The sequence below is a fragment of the Rhodobacter sp. P1_C2 genome (genome assembly GCF_056406375.1).
Map to the genome: position 1 here is coordinate 270,518 of NZ_JBFUAG010000006.1, position 18,356 is coordinate 288,873.

Genomic DNA, 18,356 nt, shown 5'->3' on the forward strand with positions numbered 1-18,356 from the left:
GGTCATCCCCCCGCGCAGGTGAGTTGCACAGCCTGCGCGTAAAGCTTGCCCACCTGCGGATAATCGCCCTCGATGCTCTGCCCGGGCGGGATCTTCAGCAACGCGGTCTTCAGCGCCTGATCGGCTGCAGAAAGGTCGGGCTCCACGATACGGGCCGCACATCCGGGCGGGGCGTTTTTGAGTATCGGCGGGGCGGTGATGGTGAATTCGTCGTAATAATAGGGATCGTAGTTGCGGATCGTCAGCCCCTTCGTGCCTATCTGCACGGGTGTCACCAGGTCTCGCGACATGAAGGAAAGGATGCGCCCGTCCTCGACCCGGACCGAGGTATCGGTCGGACCTGCAAGGGGCTGATCCACGCCGTCGCTTTCGACATAAAGATCGCCCACAAACCCCGGCGGCCAGTTCAGGTTGAACCCCTGCAGCTTGGCCAACTCGTCCTCGGTCAGCTTGCCGTCCAGATCGGTATCAACCCCCATGTCGGCAAAGACCGACATCGAGAAATATTCGTCGTAAAGCCAGGCCACACGGATCGACGCCAGCCTCTGCTGCGCATCGAAGCTCAGGACCAGCATCGTGTCGAGAAACACATGCGGATGCGCCGCCGCCATCGTGGGCGCCAGGCAGGCGGCAATGAGCAAGGCTTTCACCGACATCCGCGCATCGGAGCGGCAGCGGACCGGTTGCCCCCGCCCAACCCGCCGGAGGAGAAAGAACGACATTTCAGACCTGCGCGATTCGATTTACGCCAACAGTGATAATATAACATAACGTGGAAGGCTATGACCTCCCACCCACAAGCCCCCCGCCTGCCTCACCGTCCTCTCCGGCTTTCTGGGCGCCGGAAAGACCACGCTGCTGAACCATGGGTTTAACAACCGCGACGGCCGCCGTGTCGCGGTCATCGCCAGTGACATGTCCGGGGTGAACATCGACGCCGATCTGATCCGCGAGGGGGCCGATTTCCGCTATGAAAAGGGCAAAAGCCTCTCGGATATGGCGCTGGTGACGGCGGCGGACTTCACCCCGCAGGCTTGGACCATTCTGCCCGACCCCTTCCCGCGCTGGGGTGAGCAGGCTAGGTCGTGAAAGCCGCGCCTTTGACGACAGGGTCGCAGCGTCGGCTCAGCCAATCAGCCCCTTGTCGGTGAAATGGCGTGGGAAAAAGGCGGCAGCGCAGGTGTGTACCGTCGCTTGCGCCTCTTCCACCGGATAGGGCGCACTCATCGTCATCATGTCCAGCCAGACCCCCTCCACCGCCACGCGCAACACGCGCGCCACGCGGGCCGGCGTGCCGGGATAGCCGCCCTCCGCGAGGAGCCGGGCACAGATCGCCTCCATCCGGTCGTTATAGGCATCGTCGTTCGAACCGCATTGCACTTGATAAAGCGGTCGGCTCTGCGCCTCGCCCCAAAAGCTGCACCAGGCCGACAGGCGGGCCGGCGTGCAGATCGCAGGGTTGAAATCGGCCACAAGCAGGGCGGCGAGCTGTGCGGCGGGGTCGGGGCCGGCCTTGTCCAGATAGGACAGCCAGTTCAGCCGGTATTCCTCGGCCAGATAGGCCAGGGTTTCCGAGAGGAGCTTTTCCTTGGTCTCGAAGTGAAAATTCACCAGCCCATGGCTCAGCCCCGCCGTCCGCGCCACCTCGGTCAGGGTGGTGCGGGCATAGCCGCGCGTCGCCAAGGTCTCGATCGTCGATTCGATCAGCTGCCCGCGCCGCGTCTCACGGCTCATCTTGCGCGGCGGGGCTTCCGGTTTCGCAGCCCCGGTCGGGGCCGCGGGGTCATTGGCTTCAAACATCGGGATGTCGGTCATGTGTGCTCCGCTCAATGCGCAAGGCTACTCAATCCGGCGGCGTTCAGACAGCGGAATTTCGGGCATCAGACTGCCAGAAATCATTCTGATTGACAACCCAGTCAGAATCCTGCGACGATTTGAGATGAGGAGACCGCCATGCCGAGCCAAAGCCCGAACCAATCCCAAGGTCTCGACGCCCTGATCATCGGGGCCGGGCACAATGGCCTTGTCACCGCCTGCTACCTCGCCAAGGCGGGAATGAAGGTGCTGGTGGTCGAAAAGAACGACTGGATCGGTGGCGCTGCCGTCAGCCGCGAGCTTTACCCGGGCTTCACCTATTCCAACTGTTCCTATGTCAGCAGCCTGTTTCGCCCTGAAATCATGCGCGATCTGGACCTGCCGCGTCACGGCCTGCAGATCCTGCCCTATGAGGGCGGCGCGGTTTTCACCCAGAACGGCGGCTATCTTGGCATGTTCCGCGATCACGACGCCAACCGCCGCGAATTCGCCCGCCATTCGGCGCGGGATGCCGAGGCCTATGACCTCTATTCCCGCGACATCCAGCGCTATTGCCGCTTCATCCGGCCGATGCTGCTGCGCACCCCGCCCGACCCCTCGTCTTTCAGGCCGCGTGACATGATGGAACTGCTGTGGCTCGGCCGTCAGATCGGCGCCCTGTCCGAGCGGCAGCGGGCCGAGATGGTGCGCTTCTGGACCATGTCGATCTCTGACTTTCTCGACGAGTATTTCGAAAGCCCGGTGATCAAGGGCTATCTCGCCGTCTCCGCCATCATCGGCACGGCACTTGGCCCGATGAGCCCCGGTTCGGCCTATGTCCTGTTGCATCACTACATGGGCGATGTGGACGGCAACATCGGCGCCTGGGGCTTTGCGCGCGGCGGGATGGGGTCGATCACCAAGGCGCTGACCGCCTCCTTGCGCGCTTCCGGGGGCGAGGTGCGGACCGAGGCGCCGGTCAGCGAAATCCTCGTCAAGAATGGCAAGGCCATCGGCGTCGTTCTGGAAGGCGGCGAGGAAATCCGGGCCGCCCGCGTCATCTCCAACATGGATGCCAAGCGGACCTTTCTGAAGACGGTGAAAGAGACCGACCTGCCGGACGCCTTCGTGGCCTCGGTGAAGAAATTCAAGACCCGCGGCTCTTCGGCCAAGCTGAACATCGCGCTGGATGCCGCCCCGATGTTTCCCGCCCTGCCAGAAGGCGCGCCGAACCTGAAGGGCGATCTGCACTTCACCGACAGCATCGCAAGGATGGAGCGCGGCTATGACGACTGGAAATCCGGCCAGTTTTCGCGCGATCCGTTTCAGGATGTGATGATCCCGACCATGATCGACCCGACCATGGTGCCCCTGGGCAAGCATTTCATGTCCTGTTTCGTCCAATACGCCCCGCCGAAGATCGCCGGCCGCGACTGGACCGATGCCGACCGCGACGCCCTGCGCGACACCTGTCTGAACCAGATCGAGGCCTATTCCCCCGGTTTCAAATCCAAAGTCCTGCATGTCGAGGTGCGCACCCCGCGCGAGCTGGAATCCGAAGTTGGCCTGACCGAGGGCAATATCTTTCAGGGCGAGCTGACCTTTGACCAGCTGCTCTTCAATCGTCCGGTTCCCGGCTATGCCCAGTACAAAAGCCCGATCCCGGGGCTTTGGATGTGCGGTTCCTCCACCCATCCCGGCGGCGGTGTCATGGGTGCCCCGGGGCGCAATGCGGCGGCGGAAATCCTTCTGGATGCCAAGCTGAAAGGGGGGATGAGCGATGCCTATGCCGTCCTCTGAGGTCATCGTCATCGGCGCGGGTCCGAACGGCCTCGCCTGTGCCACGAGGCTGGCCCAAAAAGGCGCGTCTGTCACGGTGCTGGAGGCTTTGCCAATGCCGGGCGGCGGTGCTGCCCCGCGGGACTTTGCGCCCGGCTTCCAGACCAGCCTGGCCCATATGACCCGCGGCATCGACGCCCGCGTGGCGCAGGGCATGGACCTCGCCCGCCATGGCCTGCGCTTTCACCCTGCCCTGTCCACCACGCTGCTCGGCCCCGATCCGATCACCCTGCAGCGCGGCAAGACCAGCGGGCAGCATCCTGACTTCGCTAAGCTTTACGACCGGCTCACCCATTTCGCCCGCGTCCTCGCCCCCTTCCGCCAGCTGCAAGCACCGCGGCTGGGCAAGGGTAACAACTGGCTGACCCTCGCCCGGCTTGGCCTTGTCATCCGCGCCCTTGGCCGGGCCGAGTTCCGCGCGTTTCTGCGGATGATCCTGATCAACGCCGCCGATGTGGCCGAGGATGAGCTGACCGATCCCCGCCTGCAGGCCTGGCTCGCCTTCGAGGCGACCTTGGGCGTCTGGGCCGGACCGCGTTCACCCAATACCTTGATCCTGCTTCTTGATCACCTTGCCATCGGGCCAGACCCGCTGCTGCCCAAAGGCGGCATGGCGGCGGTTGCGTCCGCCATGACCAGATCCGCCGAGGCGGCGGGCGTGAAGATCCGCTCTGCCGCCAAAGTGACCCGCATCCTGACGGAAGGGGCGCGTGTCACCGGCCTGCGCCTCGCCTCGGAGGAGGAGTTGAAAGCTGGCACCATCGTCTCCACCCTGCATCCCGGCCTGACCCTGCGCGGTCTGGTGGGGCCAAGGGCGCTGGACGCGGGGCTTTACACCCGGGCCGGGCATATCCACAGCCGGGGCGGCACGGCGCGGCTGACCCTCGCGCTCAAATCCTTGCCGCAGATGGACAATCCTTCCAACCGGATGATCATCGCGCCTTCGGTCCATGCGGTGGAGCAGGCCTTCAACCCGGTGAAATATGGCGAGGTGCCCAAGGCCCCGGTGATGGACCTGTTGTTCCCCACCGCCCATGACCCGCGCCCCGACGGCCAGCATATCCTGACCGCCAATGTCCAGTTCGCCCCGCATGACCCGGTGGCAGGGCTTGACGCTGCCCGGGCCGAGATGCTGGAAAACACCCTGACCGTGCTGGAGGCGCATCTGCCCGGCCTGCGCGGCCAGATCCTTCATGCCGAACTTTTGATGCCGCAGGATGTGGCGGCCCTTTACGGCAATCCGGGCGGCAACTGGCATCATGCCGAGCTTGCCGTCGAACAGATGCTGTTCCTGCGCCCGCTGCATGATCTGGCGCAGTACCGCACCCCGGTGGAGGGGCTTTGGCTCGCCGGGGCCGGCACCCATCCCGGCGGCGGCATCACCGGCGCCGCGGGCTGGAACGCCGCCCTTGCGATGGAGGCCGCACCGTGACCCTGCGCTTCGACCTCACCCCGCTGTTGCCGACCGCCTTTGCACCGCGCAGCGAAGACCTCAACCTTCTCAAGCGGTTCGGGGCCTGGGCGGGCTATCGGACGGCCCTGTGCTACGGCGATGCGGAGATGGAATATGCCGCCATCCGCAACACCGCGATGCTCTATGACCTTTGCCCGATGACGAAATATCGCATCATTGGCGCCGAGGCGGTGGATTATCTGCAACGCCTGACCCTGCGCGATGTCAGCAAACTGTCCGTCGGCGCCGTCCACTACACCGCCTGGTGCGATGATGCGGGCAAGGTGCTGGATGATGGCACGCTGTTCCGCCTTGGGCCGCAGGAGTTCATGCTGTGCTGTCAGGAACGCCACCTGCCCTGGCTTCTGGACTCAGGCCAGGGCTTTGACGTCACGGTCGGCGATCAGACGGCGGATCTTGCTGGCCTGTCGCTGCAGGGGCCGATTTCCGCGACCATTCTGGCGGCGGCGGGGTTTGATGTCAGCGGCCTCAAACCCTTTCGGCTGACCGATCTGGCCTTTGCGGCTGGCAAGGTGATGATCTCCCGCACCGGATTTACCGGCGATCTGGGCTATGAGCTTTGGGTGACGCCGGATCTGGCCCTGAAGCTGTGGGACCGGCTGATGGAGGTGGGTGCGGCCTATGGCTTGCGTCCGGCGGGCAGCGATGCGCTGAACCTTGCCCGGATCGAGGCAGGGTTTCTGATCGCCACGGTGGATTTCATCCCCGCCCACCACGCCTTGCGCGAAGATCGCACCCGGTCGCCCTTTGAACTCGGCCTGGGCTGGATGGTGGATTTCGACAAGGGCCCCTTCACCGGCCGCCGGGCGCTGCGGGCCGAGGCAGAGGCGGGCTCGAAATGGGCGCGGGTGGGTCTGGACATTCCGGGCAATGTCGCCGCCGAAGGGTCCATCCTCTACCACGGCAAGAAGCGCGAGATCGGCCAGATCACCTCTGCCGCCTGGTCGCCGATCACCAAACGCTCGATCGCCCTGGCCGAGGTCGAGGCGCGCCACGCCAAGGGCGCCGATGTCTGGGTTGAAATCTACGCCGAACGCGAACTGAAATATGCCAAGCTGATGCTGCCCGTCACCGTGGTCGAGCGGCCCTTCTACAACCCGCCCCGCCGCCGCGCGACACCGCCTGGGAGGTTCTGATGTCCGATCCGCGCCCCGTCTCGCCCTTGTTGAACCACTGCCCCGAGGGGCTGCCGCGTGCGGCCTATGTCGCTGCAGACTGGTTTGCGCAGGAACAGGCAACGCTCTGGGGCAGGAATTGGGTGATGGTCGGGCGGCTTGCCGATCTGCCGTTCGGGCGGATGCGGGCCGTGACCGTTGCAGGCGCGCCGGTGCTGGTCTGCCGTGACGCGGCGGGCCAGATCTCCGCCTTCCACAACACCTGCCGCCACCGCGGGGCCGAATTGTGCAGGGGCGAGCGCGAGATGGGCAAGCTTGTAACCTGTCCCTATCACGCCTGGGCCTATGCGGCGGCGGACGGGCGGCTGGTCTCGGTCGGCCCTGCGACGCCAACGCAGGATTTCCAAAGGGAAAACCACGGCCTGCTGCCGGTGCGCCACCAGGAGTGGAACGGGTTCCTTTTCCTGAACCTTTCGGGCACCGGGCCGCTTCAGCCCGATCTGGGGCTGGGCGCGCTGGAGGCCTGGCCGATGGCAGGCCTTGTCACCGGCCACCGCAGCGAGCGCCTGCTCGATTGCAACTGGAAAGTCTTCTGGGAGAATTACAACGAATGCCTGCACTGCCCCGGCATTCACCCCGAGCTTTGCGACAGGGTGCCGGTCTATGCCCAAGGCATCATGGCGCGGGAAGAGGTCGCGAACCCGACCTTTTCCGGCACGCGGCTGAAAGCGGGCGCGCAAAGCTGGACGCCAAGCGGTGCGCCCTGTGGCCCGGTCTTCCCCGACCTCAGCGAAAGTCAGCGGCTCGCGGGGGCGAATTTCGTCACGCTTTGGCCCACGGCCTATATCGTGGCGCATGTCGACCATGTCCGCGCCGTGCGGCTGGAGCCGGTCAGCGCGACCCGGACCCGGCTGGTGGCGGAATGGTATTTCAGCCCCGAAACCCTCGCCCAGCCCGAGTTTGAACCCGCCAAGATCGCAGCCTTTGCCCAGCTGGTGCTGGATCAGGACGGTGATGCGACAGAGATGAACCAGCGCGGCCTCGCCTCGCCCGCCTTCACGGCGGGGCGGCTGATGCCGCAGGAATATGACATCCACCGGTTTCACCGCTGGATCAGACAAGAGATGGAGGCCTCATGAGCGACCTGCCCTTCGATATCGTGCCGGTTCCCAATGACTGGGACCGGGGTGGCCTGCCCGCCTGGACCTATCATTCCGACGCGATGTTCGCCCTGGAGCGACAGGAGCTGTTCCTGACGCACTGGCAGGTTGCGGGCCATGTCTCGGACCTTCCCGCCCCCGGCGACTGGTTGAGCTTCGACATGCTGGGCGAACGCGGCCTTGTCATGCGCGGTCAGGACGGCGTGGTGCGCGCCTTTCACAACCTCTGCCGCCATCGCGGCGCGCGGGTGGTCGATGGGACAGAGGGCCATTGCAAGGGGGCGATGGTCTGCCCCTTTCACGGCTGGGTCTATAACACCGACGGCACCCTGCGCGGCGCCGCCGTGCCCACCAGCTTTGGCGCGATGGACCGCAGCCAGTTCGGCCTGAAACCGGTGGAGCTGGAGATTTTCCACGGCTTCCTGTTCCTCCGCTTTCACCCCGGGCCGCAGCCTGCGGTCAAGGAGATGCTGAAGCCCTATGCCGCCGATTTCGCGGCCTATGATCTGGAGAACATCCTGCCGGTGAACCTGCCCGATTGGGGCACCACCCTGCCGGTCAACTGGAAATCGGTGCGCGATGTGGACAACGAGGGGTACCATGTCGCCATGGCGCATCCCGGCTTGCAGGATCTCTATGGCCGCACCTACCGCGATCACACGCTGGAAGACGGGCTTGCCGTCTCGCTCGGCTATTACGGCGATGCGCCTGGGCGGCTCTGGTCGGTCAAGAACTACGTCAGGATTTCGCCCGAGGCCCCGCACCTGCCGCCGCATCTGCAAAAGGCGTGGAGCTACTATGGGCTCTGGCCGAATGCCGTCTTTGCCTTCACGCCGGAGGCGATCCAGTTCTATCAGGAAATCCCGATCTCGCCCACCGAGACGCGGGTGACGGGGCGGCTTTACCGCCGCCCGAACGAGACGCGTGAACAAAGGCTCGCGCGGTACCTCGCCTACCGGATCGACCGCGAAACCTCGGCCGAGGATCAGCAGCTGTCGATCTGGTCGAACGAGTCGATGAAATCCTCTGCTTTCGAGGGTTTCCATCTGTCCGATCTGGAATATGGCGTGCGCCGCCATCACGACGCCTTGCGCCGCCTCATGCCGGTGATGCGGCTGCCAGCCGCGCCGAAAGAAGATGAAATCGCTGTGATCAATGCGGAAATGCTTGGCACATCCGCAACATTGGCGCAGATTTGATCAAACAAACAGGCCAAAGGCCATCAACGGGGAGACCAGAATGAAAATTTCGCGTCGCAATCTCTTGACGGGTGCCGGGGCAGGTCTGGGCGTCAGCCTTGCCAGCCCCTGGGTCCGCCCCTCCTTTGCCGCCGGCGGCACGCTCAATGTCTACAACTGGTCCGATTACATCGGCGAAACCACGATCGAGGATTTTCAGACCGAGACCGGCATCAACGTGGTCTACGACCTTTATGCCAGCGCCGAGGAGATGCAGGCCAAGATGCTGGCGGGTTCCACCGGCTACGATCTGGTGATCCAGTCCGGCCTGGCCCTGCCGCAAGAGATCAAGGCCGGGATCTATCAGAAGATGGACCACGGCCGCCTGAAGAACTGGTCCAACCTCGACCCCGCCATCCTGAAGATCCTGGAAGGTTTCGACCCCGGCAATGCCTATGGCGTCCCCTATATGTGGGGATCGGTCGGATTCACCTACAACATGGACATGGTGAAGGAACGGCTGCCGGGGGTCGATCTGTCCTCGATGGATGTGATCTTCAAGCCCGAGAACGCGGCCAAGCTGGCCGATTGCGGCATCTCGATCCTCGACAGCCCGACGGATATCGGCTTCATGGTCCTCTCCTCGCTGGGCATCGACCCTTCCACCGCGGGTCCGGACGATTACAAGAAGATGGTCGAGGCCTTCAAGCCGATCCGCAAATACATCACCACCTTCGACAATTCCAACTACCTGACTGCGCTGCCCAACAAGGAGCTGTGCGTGGCCAACACCTGGTCGGGCGATTACGGCGTGGCCAAGTCGCGCGCCGCCGAGGCCGGGGTGAAGATCGACCTGGAATATTTCGTGCCGAAAACCGGGGTTCCGGCCTGGATCGACCTCTGGTGCATCCCGGTGGACGCCAAGAGCGTCGACAACGCCTATACCTTCCTCGACTACATGCTGCGGCCCGAGGTCATTGCGAAATGCACCGACTACACCGGCTATGCCAATGCCAACAAGGCCGCCACCGCGCTGGTTGACCCCAAGATTTCCGCGGACCCCGCGATCTATCCCGATGCCGAAACCCTGAAGCGGATGTACACGCCCAAGCCGCAAACCGAAGAGCAGGACCGCGACCTGACCCGCGCCTGGGCAGAGATCAAGGCAGGCTGAGGTGAGCGAGACCCTCGTCCGCATCGAGGGCGTGTCGAAGTCTTTCGGCACGTTCCAGGCGGTGAAGGATGTCAGCCTTGAGGTTGCCAAGGGTGAGATCTTTTCGTTGCTCGGCGGTTCCGGCTGCGGGAAAACCACGCTGTTGCGGATGCTTGCGGGGTTCGAGGCCCCGACGGCGGGCCGTATCTTCATCGACGGGGTGGATATGGCCGCGGTCCCGCCCTGGGACCGCCCGGTGCATATGATGTTCCAGAGCTACGCCCTGTTTCCGCATATGTCGGTGGAGAAAAACGTGGGCTATGGGCTGAAGCACGAGGCGATGAGCGCCCGGGAACGGCAGGACCGGGTCCGCGCGATGCTGGATCTGGTGCAGCTGACCCCGTTCGCCACCCGCAAGCCGCACCAGATTTCCGGCGGGCAAAGGCAGCGCGTGGCCCTGGCCCGCGCGCTGGCCCGGCAGCCGAAGCTGCTGTTGCTGGATGAACCCCTCGCAGCGCTCGACAAGAAACTGCGCGAACATACCCAGTTCGAGCTGATGTCGATCCAGGAACGCACCGGCGTCACCTTCATCGTGGTCACCCATGATCAGGAAGAGGCTATGACCCTCTCGGACCGCATCGCCGTGATGGACAAGGGCGAGGTCAAGCAGGTCGGCGCACCGGGGTCGGTTTACGAATTCCCGAACTCGCGTTTCGTGGCGAATTTCCTTGGCTCGATCAATGCTTGGGAGGCAAAGGTGGTCTCGGTTGGCGATCTGATCACGGTCGATGTGCCGACCCTGGGCCAGCAGGTCCAGGCCCGCGCGGTGCCGGGGCTGCAGGTCGGTCAGACGGTCTCGCTTGCGCTCCGGCCGGAAAAGATCAGCATCAGCCGCCAACCCCTGCAAGGCGCCAATGTGATCGCGGGCGAGGTCAAGGACCTGGCCTATTTCGGCAAGGACAGCCTCTACCGCATCACCCTGCCCTCGGGTGCGCTGATCTCGGTCCATGCCGTCAACGCCAATCGCGGGGCCGAGGACGAGCGTCTCGCCGACTGGTACGACGAGGTCTGGCTGAGCTTCGCGCCCTCTTCCGCCATCCTGTTGACGGAGTAGGCGATGCTTTCCCGCTGGTTCAACCGTCGCGGCTGGTCGGACATCGTGATTTCGCTGCCCTATGCCTGGCTTTTGATCTTCTTCCTGATCCCCTTCCTGATCGTGATCGGGATGAGCTTTGCCACCCGCACCCCCACCGCCCCGCCCTTCGGCTTTGGCGGTGAGAACCCGATCCTGAACCTGACCGGCTATGCCCGGCTTTTCACCGATGCGCTTTATGTGCGCGCCTTTGTGACCTCGCTGGGCAATGCGGTGGTGGCGATGGTCCTGTGCCTGCTGATCGGCTATCCGATGGCGCTGGGGCTGACGCGGGTCGAGAAGGGCTGGCGCAACATCCTGTTGATGCTGGTGATCCTGCCGTTCTGGACCTCTTTCCTGCTCCGGGTCTATGCCTGGATGGGGCTGATGGGGTCGAATTCCTGGTTCAACCGGCTCTTGACCGAGGGCTGGAACTGGCTGGTGCCGCAAAGCTGGGCGGTCAATTCCGTGCCCCTGATGCACAGCAATTTCGCCGTCGTTCTGGTGATGGTCTATACCTACCTGCCCTTCATGATCCTGCCGCTTTACGCCAACCTTGAACGGCTGGACCCGACGCTGGACGAGGCGGCGATGGACCTTGGCTCGCGCCCCTTCGCCGTCTTCCGCGATGTCACCCTGCCACAATCGGTGCCCGGCATCATCGCCGGCGGCATGCTGGTGTTCATCCCCGCGGCGGGTGAACTGGTGATCCCGACGCTGGTGGGGGACAGCTCTTCGCCGATGATCGGGCGGGTGATCTCAGACGAATTCGCCTCGGCCCGCGATTGGCCGATGGCTTCGGCGGTGGCGGTGGCGCTGTTGATCCTGATGGTTGGGCCGATGATGATCTACAGCCATTTCGAGGCCCGCGCCCAAAGCCGCGAGAAAACCGAATGAGGCGCAGCAACACTTTCCTGATCACCGCGCTTTGCTTTGGTTTTGCGTTTTTCTACATCCCGATCCTGTCGATGATCGTCTATTCCTTCAACGCCTCGCGTCTGGCGACGGTCTGGGGCGGGTTTTCGACCAAGTGGTATGCGGCGCTGTTCGCCAATGGCCAGGTCGGGGCGGCGCTGAAACTGTCGCTGGAAATCGCGCTGATCTCCTCCACCTGTGCCACGATCATGGGGACCATGGCCGGGATCGCGCTGGCGCGGTTCAAAAGGTTCCGCGGGCGGACGCTGTTTTCCGGCCTCGTCACCTCGCCCCTGATCATGCCCGATGTGATCACCGGGATCTCGCTGCTGATCTTCTTCATCCTGATGGCGCAGTACATCGGTTGGCCGGCGCAGCGTGGCTTCACCACGGTGACGCTGGCGCATATCACCTTCTCGATGGTCTATGTCACCACCATCGTGCAAAGCCGGATGCTGTCGGCCGACCGCGCGATCGAAGAGGCGGCGATGGATCTGGGGTCACGTCCCTGGCAGGTGATGCGGGACGTGACGCTGCCGGTGATCTCGCCCGCGATCCTGTCGGGCTGGCTTCTGGCCTTCACCATCTCGATGGACGATGTGGTGATCACCAATTTCACCACCGGGCCGGGGACGACGACGCTGCCGATCATGATCTGGTCCAAGGTCAAGCTGGGGGTGACGCCGGACATCAACGCCCTCGCCTCGCTGATCGTGCTGGTGGTGGGGGTCTGCGTGATCACGGCAGGGGCCGTGATGAACCGCGCCGAGCGGCGCCGCGAAAGGGACCGGCGGCTGGCCTACAGGGCCAACGAATGAGCGATCTGACCCTTCCCCTTGGCCCCAAAGGCTCCGGTCGGGCGCGGTATGCCGCGGCGATGGCGCTGTACCAGTCCGGCAAGATCGGGGCGGAGGCGCTGGAGATCTACCGCATATCCTCCGCCCGGGATGGCCAGAACCCCGACGCGCTGCTGAAGGAGGCCGGGCTTGCCCCTCTGACCGCCCCCGCCACGGCAGAGGTTCTGGTCCACCGCCTGATCGAAGAGGCGGATCGCTACATCTCCACCCTGCCCGGCCCCGGCGTGGCCGAGGTGCGGCGCGGCCTGAACCGGTGGCGCGGCGGTGCCGTGACGCTGAGCCCAAGGCCGAACGCCGTGGTGGCGACGCATCTTGGCGCTGCCCTGGCCCCCTTGGCCAAGACGCATCCGGCGCTCGCCCTTGCCATTGCCGAGGCGGCACCGCATCTGACCTGGACCCCCTATGACGCCTATCCCGAGGCCGAGATCAGCCCGGACTTTGCCGCGGGCCACGCCTATGCCTCGCTGATCGGTGAAGCGGCCAACATCCGGGCCGAGGGCTTTGACTTTGGCCTGTTCCTCATCGCGCCGCATCTTTTGTACCGCGATCACTGCCATCCTGCGGCAGAGCTTTACGCCCCCCTGACCGGCCCGCATGGCTGGCGCTTTGGCCCGGGGCGTCCGCTGATCCTCAAACCCGCCCATGCACCGGTCTGGAACGACCCGCTCCGCCCGCATCTGACCAAGGTGGGGCCCCTGCCCTTCCTCGGCTTTTTCGGCTGGACCAGTGATGTCGACAAACCGGCCGAGGTTCTGCCCGCAGCGGATTGGCCCGAACTGGAGGCTTTGCGTCTTGGCTAGGTCAATAGGGTTTCTCGGCCCGTGGCGGCCCGAGGTAGAAGTCGCGGAAGCTGACCGCCAGACCAGCCCTGCTGGGCGAACAGGCCATCGGCCCGGCACTGACCGCAAGCTCGGGCGGGAAATAGGCCAGACGGAACATCTGCCAGGCCTCTGCAAGCCGGTACTGCATCCAGACGGCATCGCCGACCCGCGTGATCCTGAGGCTCAAACTGCCGGAAAACCCCGGCAAAGGCATCTGCGACCAATCGGATTTACCCGTGGTGACGACACAGGCCAACCATGCGGTACCATTGACGAACTCGACCCCCGCCTTGATCCAGTGCGCCTCGTCGGCGCGCAGCATCAGGCCGGCCTGATCATATTGCGCCTGATAGTCGGCGGTGAAGGTGACCTCGCAGGAAAACGCAGGCTCGGTCGCCGCAAGCTTGGCGTGCCCGTTGTCATGGCGAAAGCCATAGAAGGTGTCGCGCCAGAAATCGCCGCCCTCGCCGGTGACAAGGTTGAGCACTCCCTCGCCGAGGCTGGAAAACGCGGGCGGGTTCAGCCATTCCAGTCGATCCATCGCGACACCTTCTTCTTGCGAGGCCAGAATGACCGCTGAGCGCCTGCTGATCAATGCCGATATCCGCACCATGGACGCCGCAATGCCGCGAACCGATGCGATCCTTCTGCGCGATGGCAAGGTCGCGGCCCTCGGTGCTGCCGCAAAGGCCAGCGGTGCCGTGCCAGAGGATATGGGCGGCCGCCTGATCCTGCCCGGCTTTCAGGATGCCCATATCCATCTGTTGAATGGCGGCACCGATCTGGTGGAGACCGCCCCGCTTTATGATGCGACGACGATTGCCGAGCTTCAGGCCGCGCTGGCCGCCCATGCGGCGCGCTGGCAGGGCGAGATGGTCTGGGGCGCCGGCTGGCAATGCGGCTTCTTCGGAGAGGCCAACCTGACGCGGCAGGTGCTGGATGCCGTGGTGCCCGACCGGCCCTGTCTGATCTACGACGGCAATTTCCACAACGCCTGCCTGAACTCGGTCGCGCTGGCGCGGGCTGGGGTCACGGCGGAAACCCCGGACCCGCCCAATGGCCATATCGTGCGCCGCGATGGCGTTGCCACCGGCATGCTGCATGAAGAGGCGATCAACTGGGCGACCAAACGCCTGCCACGCAGTTCGGAAGAAACCCTGCGCGCGGGGCTTCTGGCCGGGCAGGCGCTGGCCAACCGGCATGGCATCACCGGGATCATCGACCCCTGGATCCAGTCGCATCACGCCCGGATCTATGCCGCAGCCCGGGCGGCAGGCGATCTGACCCTGCGCGTGGCCGGGGCCATGCAAGTCACCAGCGCCGATACGGTCGCCAGTGTGCTGGCCCGGTTGAAAGCACTCCGCCAAGCGCATCCGGGGCCCGATTTCCACCTCAACGCCGCCAAGTTCTTTCTGGATGGCGGGCTGGAAAACCGCACCGCCGCCCTGTTGCAGCCCTACGCCGATGCCCCGGGCGGCAATGCCGGGCTGATGTTCGACCCTGACCAGATCCGCGCGCTTTTCACCGCGCTCGATGCCGAGCGCTTCCAGATTCATGTCCATTGCATCGGCGATGCGGCGAGCCGGGCGGCTCTGGATGGCTTTTCGGCAGCGCGCGCCGCCAATGGAGCCTGGCCTTCGCTGCACCAGATCGCCCATGTGCAGCTTCTGGACCCCGCCGACCTGCCGCGTTTCGCCGAACTTGGCGTGATGGCCAATATGCAGCCCTATTGGGCCAGCAATGACCCGATCATACCCGATGACACGATGGCGATGATCGGCCCGGCGCGGGCGCCGATGACCTATGCTTTCCGCAGCCTGATCGACGCCGGCGCGCCCTATTGCATCAACTCCGACTGGGCGGTGACGACGCTCAACCCCTTTGCGATCATCGGCACCGCCGTGACGCGCGAACCGCCACGCAGCCGGGGGCGCGCAGCACCCTTCCTGCCCGAACAGCGCCTGACCCGGACCGAGGCCGTCCTCGGCTACACCACCCATGCCGCCGCAGCCGCCTGGCGTGGACATTTCACCGGGCGGCTGTCGCCCGGTTTTTCGGCCGACCTCATCCTCCTCGACCGTGATATCTTTACCTGCGACCCCTACGAAATCGCCGAGACAGAGGTTCTGCAGACCCTGTTTCAAGGCCAGACCGTCCACCAAGCCTGAGGAAATCCCATGCGCCCCATCATTGAAGCCGACCGCAAGATCGCCAACATCCACACCGCCAGTTTCGAGCCCTTCGTCTATCCCGATGGCGTGGCTTTGGGGGACAGTGTCCTGCAATTGAACATGGAGGCGCCACTGGGCACCGGCTTTCACGTCTACCGAATGCCCGCTGGCATGACGACGCGCGGCCACCGTCACAATGGCCACGAGCAATTCCTGATCCTCGAGGGCGAACTGCACGAATCCGATGGCCGCATCCTGAAGGCCGGCGATCTGGTCTTCTATCGCGACGGGTCGGAACACAGCTCCTATACGCCCGATGGCTGCCTGCTGGCCGTTCATATCGCCGGGCCGGAAATCTCGGTGGACTGAGGTCCTGGGCAGGATCGCGATCCGCCCGGCTGCCGACACTTCGGTCCAGTCCATGCGGCTTCGGTAAAGCGCGTGCACGAAGCTCGAGGGGGCACCGGATTCAGCGCAAGCAGGCCCAACGAAACGCAAAAGACGGAATGCCAGCCACCCAGACGCTTTGTCTCTTGCGGTCTTGTCGTCACATGCCGGACGCGCTCAGGAAGTCTTTCAGGACGGTGTTGAACGGCCCCGCAGATTCCAGGTTCACCAGATGCCGTCCCGGCAGGGAAATGTGGCGCCCATCCTGCACGGCCACGGCGATCGCGGCCAGATCGGCGGGGGGGCAGACCGGATCGTCCGCGCCGGAGATCGCCATGACCGGATTGGCGATCTGACCCAGTTCCTTGCGCAGATCGGCCCCGGCTAGGGCGGCGCAGCATCCGGCATAGCCTTCTGGCGATGTGGCGGCAAAGCTCCTCAGGATCGCATCCAGCTCCAGGAGGCGGGCGGCGCGGAACGCGGGGGTGAACCAGCGTTCCGCGGTCGCGGGAACCAGGCCCTGCAAGCCGTTCCTCCGCACATCCTCGATCCGCGCCGTCCAGCTTTCGGCGGTGCCGATCCGTGCGGCGGTGGCACAGACCGCGATGCGGTCGATGCGGGCGCCGGCGTGGAGGCCCAGCCATTGCCCGGTCAGCCCACCGAGGGAGAGGCCGCAAAAATGGGTGCGCGCGATGCCGAGCGCGTCGAGCAGGGCGATCACGTCCCCGCCCAGATCGGCCAGGGTATAAGGAGGCTGCGGCGCCCCGGACCTGCCATGTCCGCGCCGGTCATAGCGCAGGATGCGGAAGTCGTCCGAAAGCCCGGCGATCTGGGCGTCCCACATATGCAAATCGGCGCCAAGGGAGTTGCAGAAGGTCAGCCAGGGCTTCTCCCCTGCCCCGCCGTCGATGCGGTAGTGAAGACGGTGGGTCGGCAGGTGCAGTTCGGGCATGGTCAGGCTTTCCTGGGGATGTGACGCGCGGTCGAAGCCGCGCGCCCTTGAGGAGTTGTTGTCAGGCAGAGGCCAGCCTTGCTGCCTTGGGCCGGCGGCCGTGGCTCAGGGCATAGACCCCCATGGCCAGGGTCGAAACCACCGCGGGGACCGCGAAGATCAGGAAGTTCTGCCCCAACGGCCAGTCCTGCGCCAAGAGCACGCCGCCGAAGGTCGGCCCGACGATGGCCCCAATGCGCCCCACACCGGAAGCCCAGCCCAGACCGGTCGAGCGCATGGAGAGGTCGTAAAGCTGCGCCACGCTTGCATAAAGCAGGATCTGCGTGCCGATCGTCGTGGCCCCTGCGACAAAGACCAGAAGGAACAGCAGCCCCGGCACCGGATTGGCGCCGATCAGGGCGATCGACAGGGCTGCGGCGGCAAAATAGGCCACCACCACCTTGGGCAGGCCGAACCGGTCACCCAGTCGCCCCCCGAGTATCGCCCCCGCCATTCCGCCGAAGTTCAGCGAGAAGAGGCTCAGAAGGCTGGCGCGTTCGGCATAGCCGGCCTCTTGCAGCACCTTGGGCAGCCAGGACGACAGCAGATAGACGAGCAGGAGGCAGCAGAAGAACGACAGCCACAGCATCAGGGTGCGCAGGGTCCGACCCTGACGGAAGAGGTCGATGACCGAGGCCGCGCGACCCTTGGCTTCGGCAAGGACAAGCTGGTCGCCCGGCGCCGGAAGATCTGCCGGGCGGATCAGGGCGAGGATGCGCCTTGCCTCATCCTGCTTGCCCTGGCGGATCAGGAAACCCAGCGATTCCGGCAGCTTCCACAACATCATCGGGACCAGCAGCAGCGGCACGGCCGCGACAAGGAACATAGGTCGCCAGCCGAAATCGGGGATCAGCACGATGCCGAGGCTGGCGGCGATCATGCCGCCGACCGAATAGCCCGAGAACATCAGCGCGACGATGGTGCCGCGCTGCCGTTTCGGGGCATATTCATTCATCAGCGCCACGGCATTGGGCATCAGCCCGCCGCAGCCGAGGCCCGCGATGAAGCGGAACATCTTGAACCCCTCCGGCGTCTGGGAAAAACCTGTCACCACGGTTGCCGTCGTGAACAGCAGGAAGCTGATCGCAACGCCCTTCTTGCGGCCGATCCGGTCGGCCAGCGGACCCAGGGTCAGGGCGCCGAACATCATGCCGAACAGGGCCCAGGCCTGCAACGCGCCGGCCTGCGGCTTGGTCAGGCCCCATTCCTTGATCAGCGCGGGCAGAACCGTGCCCGCGACAAACACGTCGTAACCATCGACGATCAGCAGCGCCCCGCAGAGCGCCACCACCATCCATTGAAAACTTCCGAACGGGCTTTGGTCGATTGCCTCGTTCACATCGATCATGCGCATTGATGTCTCCTCCCT

The 18,356-nt window shown here is 64.7% G+C and carries 17 protein-coding genes and 1 pseudogene; 13 read left to right on the forward strand and 5 right to left on the reverse strand.

Annotated elements, in window-relative coordinates:
- Positions 1–2: 2 nt before the first annotated feature.
- Positions 3–650 (reverse strand): DUF1007 family protein, encoded by a 648-nt coding sequence (locus tag AC1DZT_RS12110; RefSeq protein WP_478006891.1) that lies wholly within the window; start codon positions 648–650, stop codon positions 3–5.
- Between the two features lie 184 nt (positions 651–834).
- Between AC1DZT_RS12110 and AC1DZT_RS12115 the strand changes: the two are divergent.
- Positions 835–984, forward strand: a pseudogene (locus AC1DZT_RS12115) (GTP-binding protein); the annotation flags it as partial.
- A 141-nt stretch (positions 985–1,125) separates the two neighbouring features.
- Here the strand turns inward: AC1DZT_RS12115 and AC1DZT_RS12120 are convergent.
- Positions 1,126–1,815 carry a TetR/AcrR family transcriptional regulator gene (locus AC1DZT_RS12120; RefSeq protein ID WP_478006892.1) on the reverse strand — a complete coding sequence of 230 codons (690 nt, stop codon included), beginning with the start codon at positions 1,813–1,815 and terminating at the stop codon, positions 1,126–1,128.
- Positions 1,816–1,953: 138 nt separating this feature from the next.
- Here AC1DZT_RS12120 and AC1DZT_RS12125 point away from each other — a divergent pair, with 138 nt between their 5' ends.
- From AC1DZT_RS12125 to AC1DZT_RS12170, 10 genes are read left to right on the forward strand one after another with little or no spacing between them, the layout of a single operon-like run.
- Complete coding sequence (locus tag AC1DZT_RS12125; RefSeq protein ID WP_478006893.1) at positions 1,954–3,594, forward strand: phytoene desaturase family protein; 1,641 nt, start codon at positions 1,954–1,956, stop codon at positions 3,592–3,594.
- Complete coding sequence (locus AC1DZT_RS12130) at positions 3,581–5,065, forward strand: phytoene desaturase family protein (RefSeq protein ID WP_478006894.1); 1,485 nt, start codon at positions 3,581–3,583, stop codon at positions 5,063–5,065. The genes AC1DZT_RS12125 and AC1DZT_RS12130 overlap by 14 nt, the downstream gene beginning before the upstream one ends.
- Positions 5,062–6,243 carry an aminomethyl transferase family protein gene (locus AC1DZT_RS12135; RefSeq protein WP_478006895.1) on the forward strand — a complete coding sequence of 394 codons (1,182 nt, stop codon included), beginning with the start codon at positions 5,062–5,064 and terminating at the stop codon, positions 6,241–6,243. Before AC1DZT_RS12130 ends, AC1DZT_RS12135 begins: the two co-directional genes overlap by 4 nt.
- Positions 6,243–7,361, forward strand: a complete 1,119-nt coding sequence (locus AC1DZT_RS12140) for an aromatic ring-hydroxylating oxygenase subunit alpha (protein WP_478006896.1) — start codon at positions 6,243–6,245, stop codon at positions 7,359–7,361. Before AC1DZT_RS12135 ends, AC1DZT_RS12140 begins: the two co-directional genes overlap by 1 nt.
- Entirely contained in the window at positions 7,358–8,581 is a 1,224-nt protein-coding gene (locus tag AC1DZT_RS12145) for an aromatic ring-hydroxylating oxygenase subunit alpha (RefSeq protein ID WP_478006897.1), read from the forward strand. Before AC1DZT_RS12140 ends, AC1DZT_RS12145 begins: the two co-directional genes overlap by 4 nt.
- Positions 8,582–8,621: 40 nt before the next feature.
- Positions 8,622–9,734 (forward strand): polyamine ABC transporter substrate-binding protein, encoded by a 1,113-nt coding sequence (locus AC1DZT_RS12150; RefSeq protein ID WP_478006898.1) that lies wholly within the window; start codon positions 8,622–8,624, stop codon positions 9,732–9,734.
- 1 nt (position 9,735) lies between these two features.
- Positions 9,736–10,827, forward strand: a complete 1,092-nt coding sequence (locus AC1DZT_RS12155; protein WP_478006899.1) for an ABC transporter ATP-binding protein — start codon at positions 9,736–9,738, stop codon at positions 10,825–10,827.
- A gap of 3 nt (positions 10,828–10,830) precedes the next feature.
- Positions 10,831–11,742 (forward strand): ABC transporter permease, encoded by a 912-nt coding sequence (locus tag AC1DZT_RS12160; RefSeq protein ID WP_478006900.1) that lies wholly within the window; start codon positions 10,831–10,833, stop codon positions 11,740–11,742.
- Complete coding sequence (locus AC1DZT_RS12165) at positions 11,739–12,578, forward strand: ABC transporter permease subunit (protein ID WP_478006901.1); 840 nt, start codon at positions 11,739–11,741, stop codon at positions 12,576–12,578. Before AC1DZT_RS12160 ends, AC1DZT_RS12165 begins: the two co-directional genes overlap by 4 nt.
- Positions 12,575–13,417 carry a dimethylsulfonioproprionate lyase family protein gene (locus tag AC1DZT_RS12170; protein ID WP_478006902.1) on the forward strand — a complete coding sequence of 281 codons (843 nt, stop codon included), beginning with the start codon at positions 12,575–12,577 and terminating at the stop codon, positions 13,415–13,417. Before AC1DZT_RS12165 ends, AC1DZT_RS12170 begins: the two co-directional genes overlap by 4 nt.
- A 1-nt stretch (position 13,418) precedes the next feature.
- Here AC1DZT_RS12170 and AC1DZT_RS12175 read toward each other — a convergent pair whose 3' ends face one another.
- Positions 13,419–13,979 carry a DUF1349 domain-containing protein gene (locus AC1DZT_RS12175; RefSeq protein ID WP_478006903.1) on the reverse strand — a complete coding sequence of 187 codons (561 nt, stop codon included), beginning with the start codon at positions 13,977–13,979 and terminating at the stop codon, positions 13,419–13,421.
- A 28-nt stretch (positions 13,980–14,007) separates the two neighbouring features.
- Between AC1DZT_RS12175 and AC1DZT_RS12180 the strand changes: the two genes are divergently transcribed.
- A complete protein-coding gene (locus AC1DZT_RS12180; RefSeq protein WP_478006904.1) occupies positions 14,008–15,606 on the forward strand; it encodes an amidohydrolase in 1,599 nt (532 codons plus the stop codon).
- A gap of 9 nt (positions 15,607–15,615) precedes the next feature.
- A complete protein-coding gene (locus AC1DZT_RS12185; RefSeq protein ID WP_478006905.1) occupies positions 15,616–15,978 on the forward strand; it encodes a cupin domain-containing protein in 363 nt (120 codons plus the stop codon).
- A 178-nt stretch (positions 15,979–16,156) separates the two neighbouring features.
- Here AC1DZT_RS12185 and pcaD read toward each other — a convergent pair whose 3' ends face one another.
- Positions 16,157–16,948 carry a 3-oxoadipate enol-lactonase gene (gene pcaD, locus AC1DZT_RS12190; protein WP_478006906.1) on the reverse strand — a complete coding sequence of 264 codons (792 nt, stop codon included), beginning with the start codon at positions 16,946–16,948 and terminating at the stop codon, positions 16,157–16,159.
- Between the two features lie 61 nt (positions 16,949–17,009).
- Positions 17,010–18,341 carry an MFS transporter gene (locus AC1DZT_RS12195; RefSeq protein WP_478006907.1) on the reverse strand — a complete coding sequence of 444 codons (1,332 nt, stop codon included), beginning with the start codon at positions 18,339–18,341 and terminating at the stop codon, positions 17,010–17,012.
- Between the last annotated feature and the right edge of the window lie 15 nt (positions 18,342–18,356).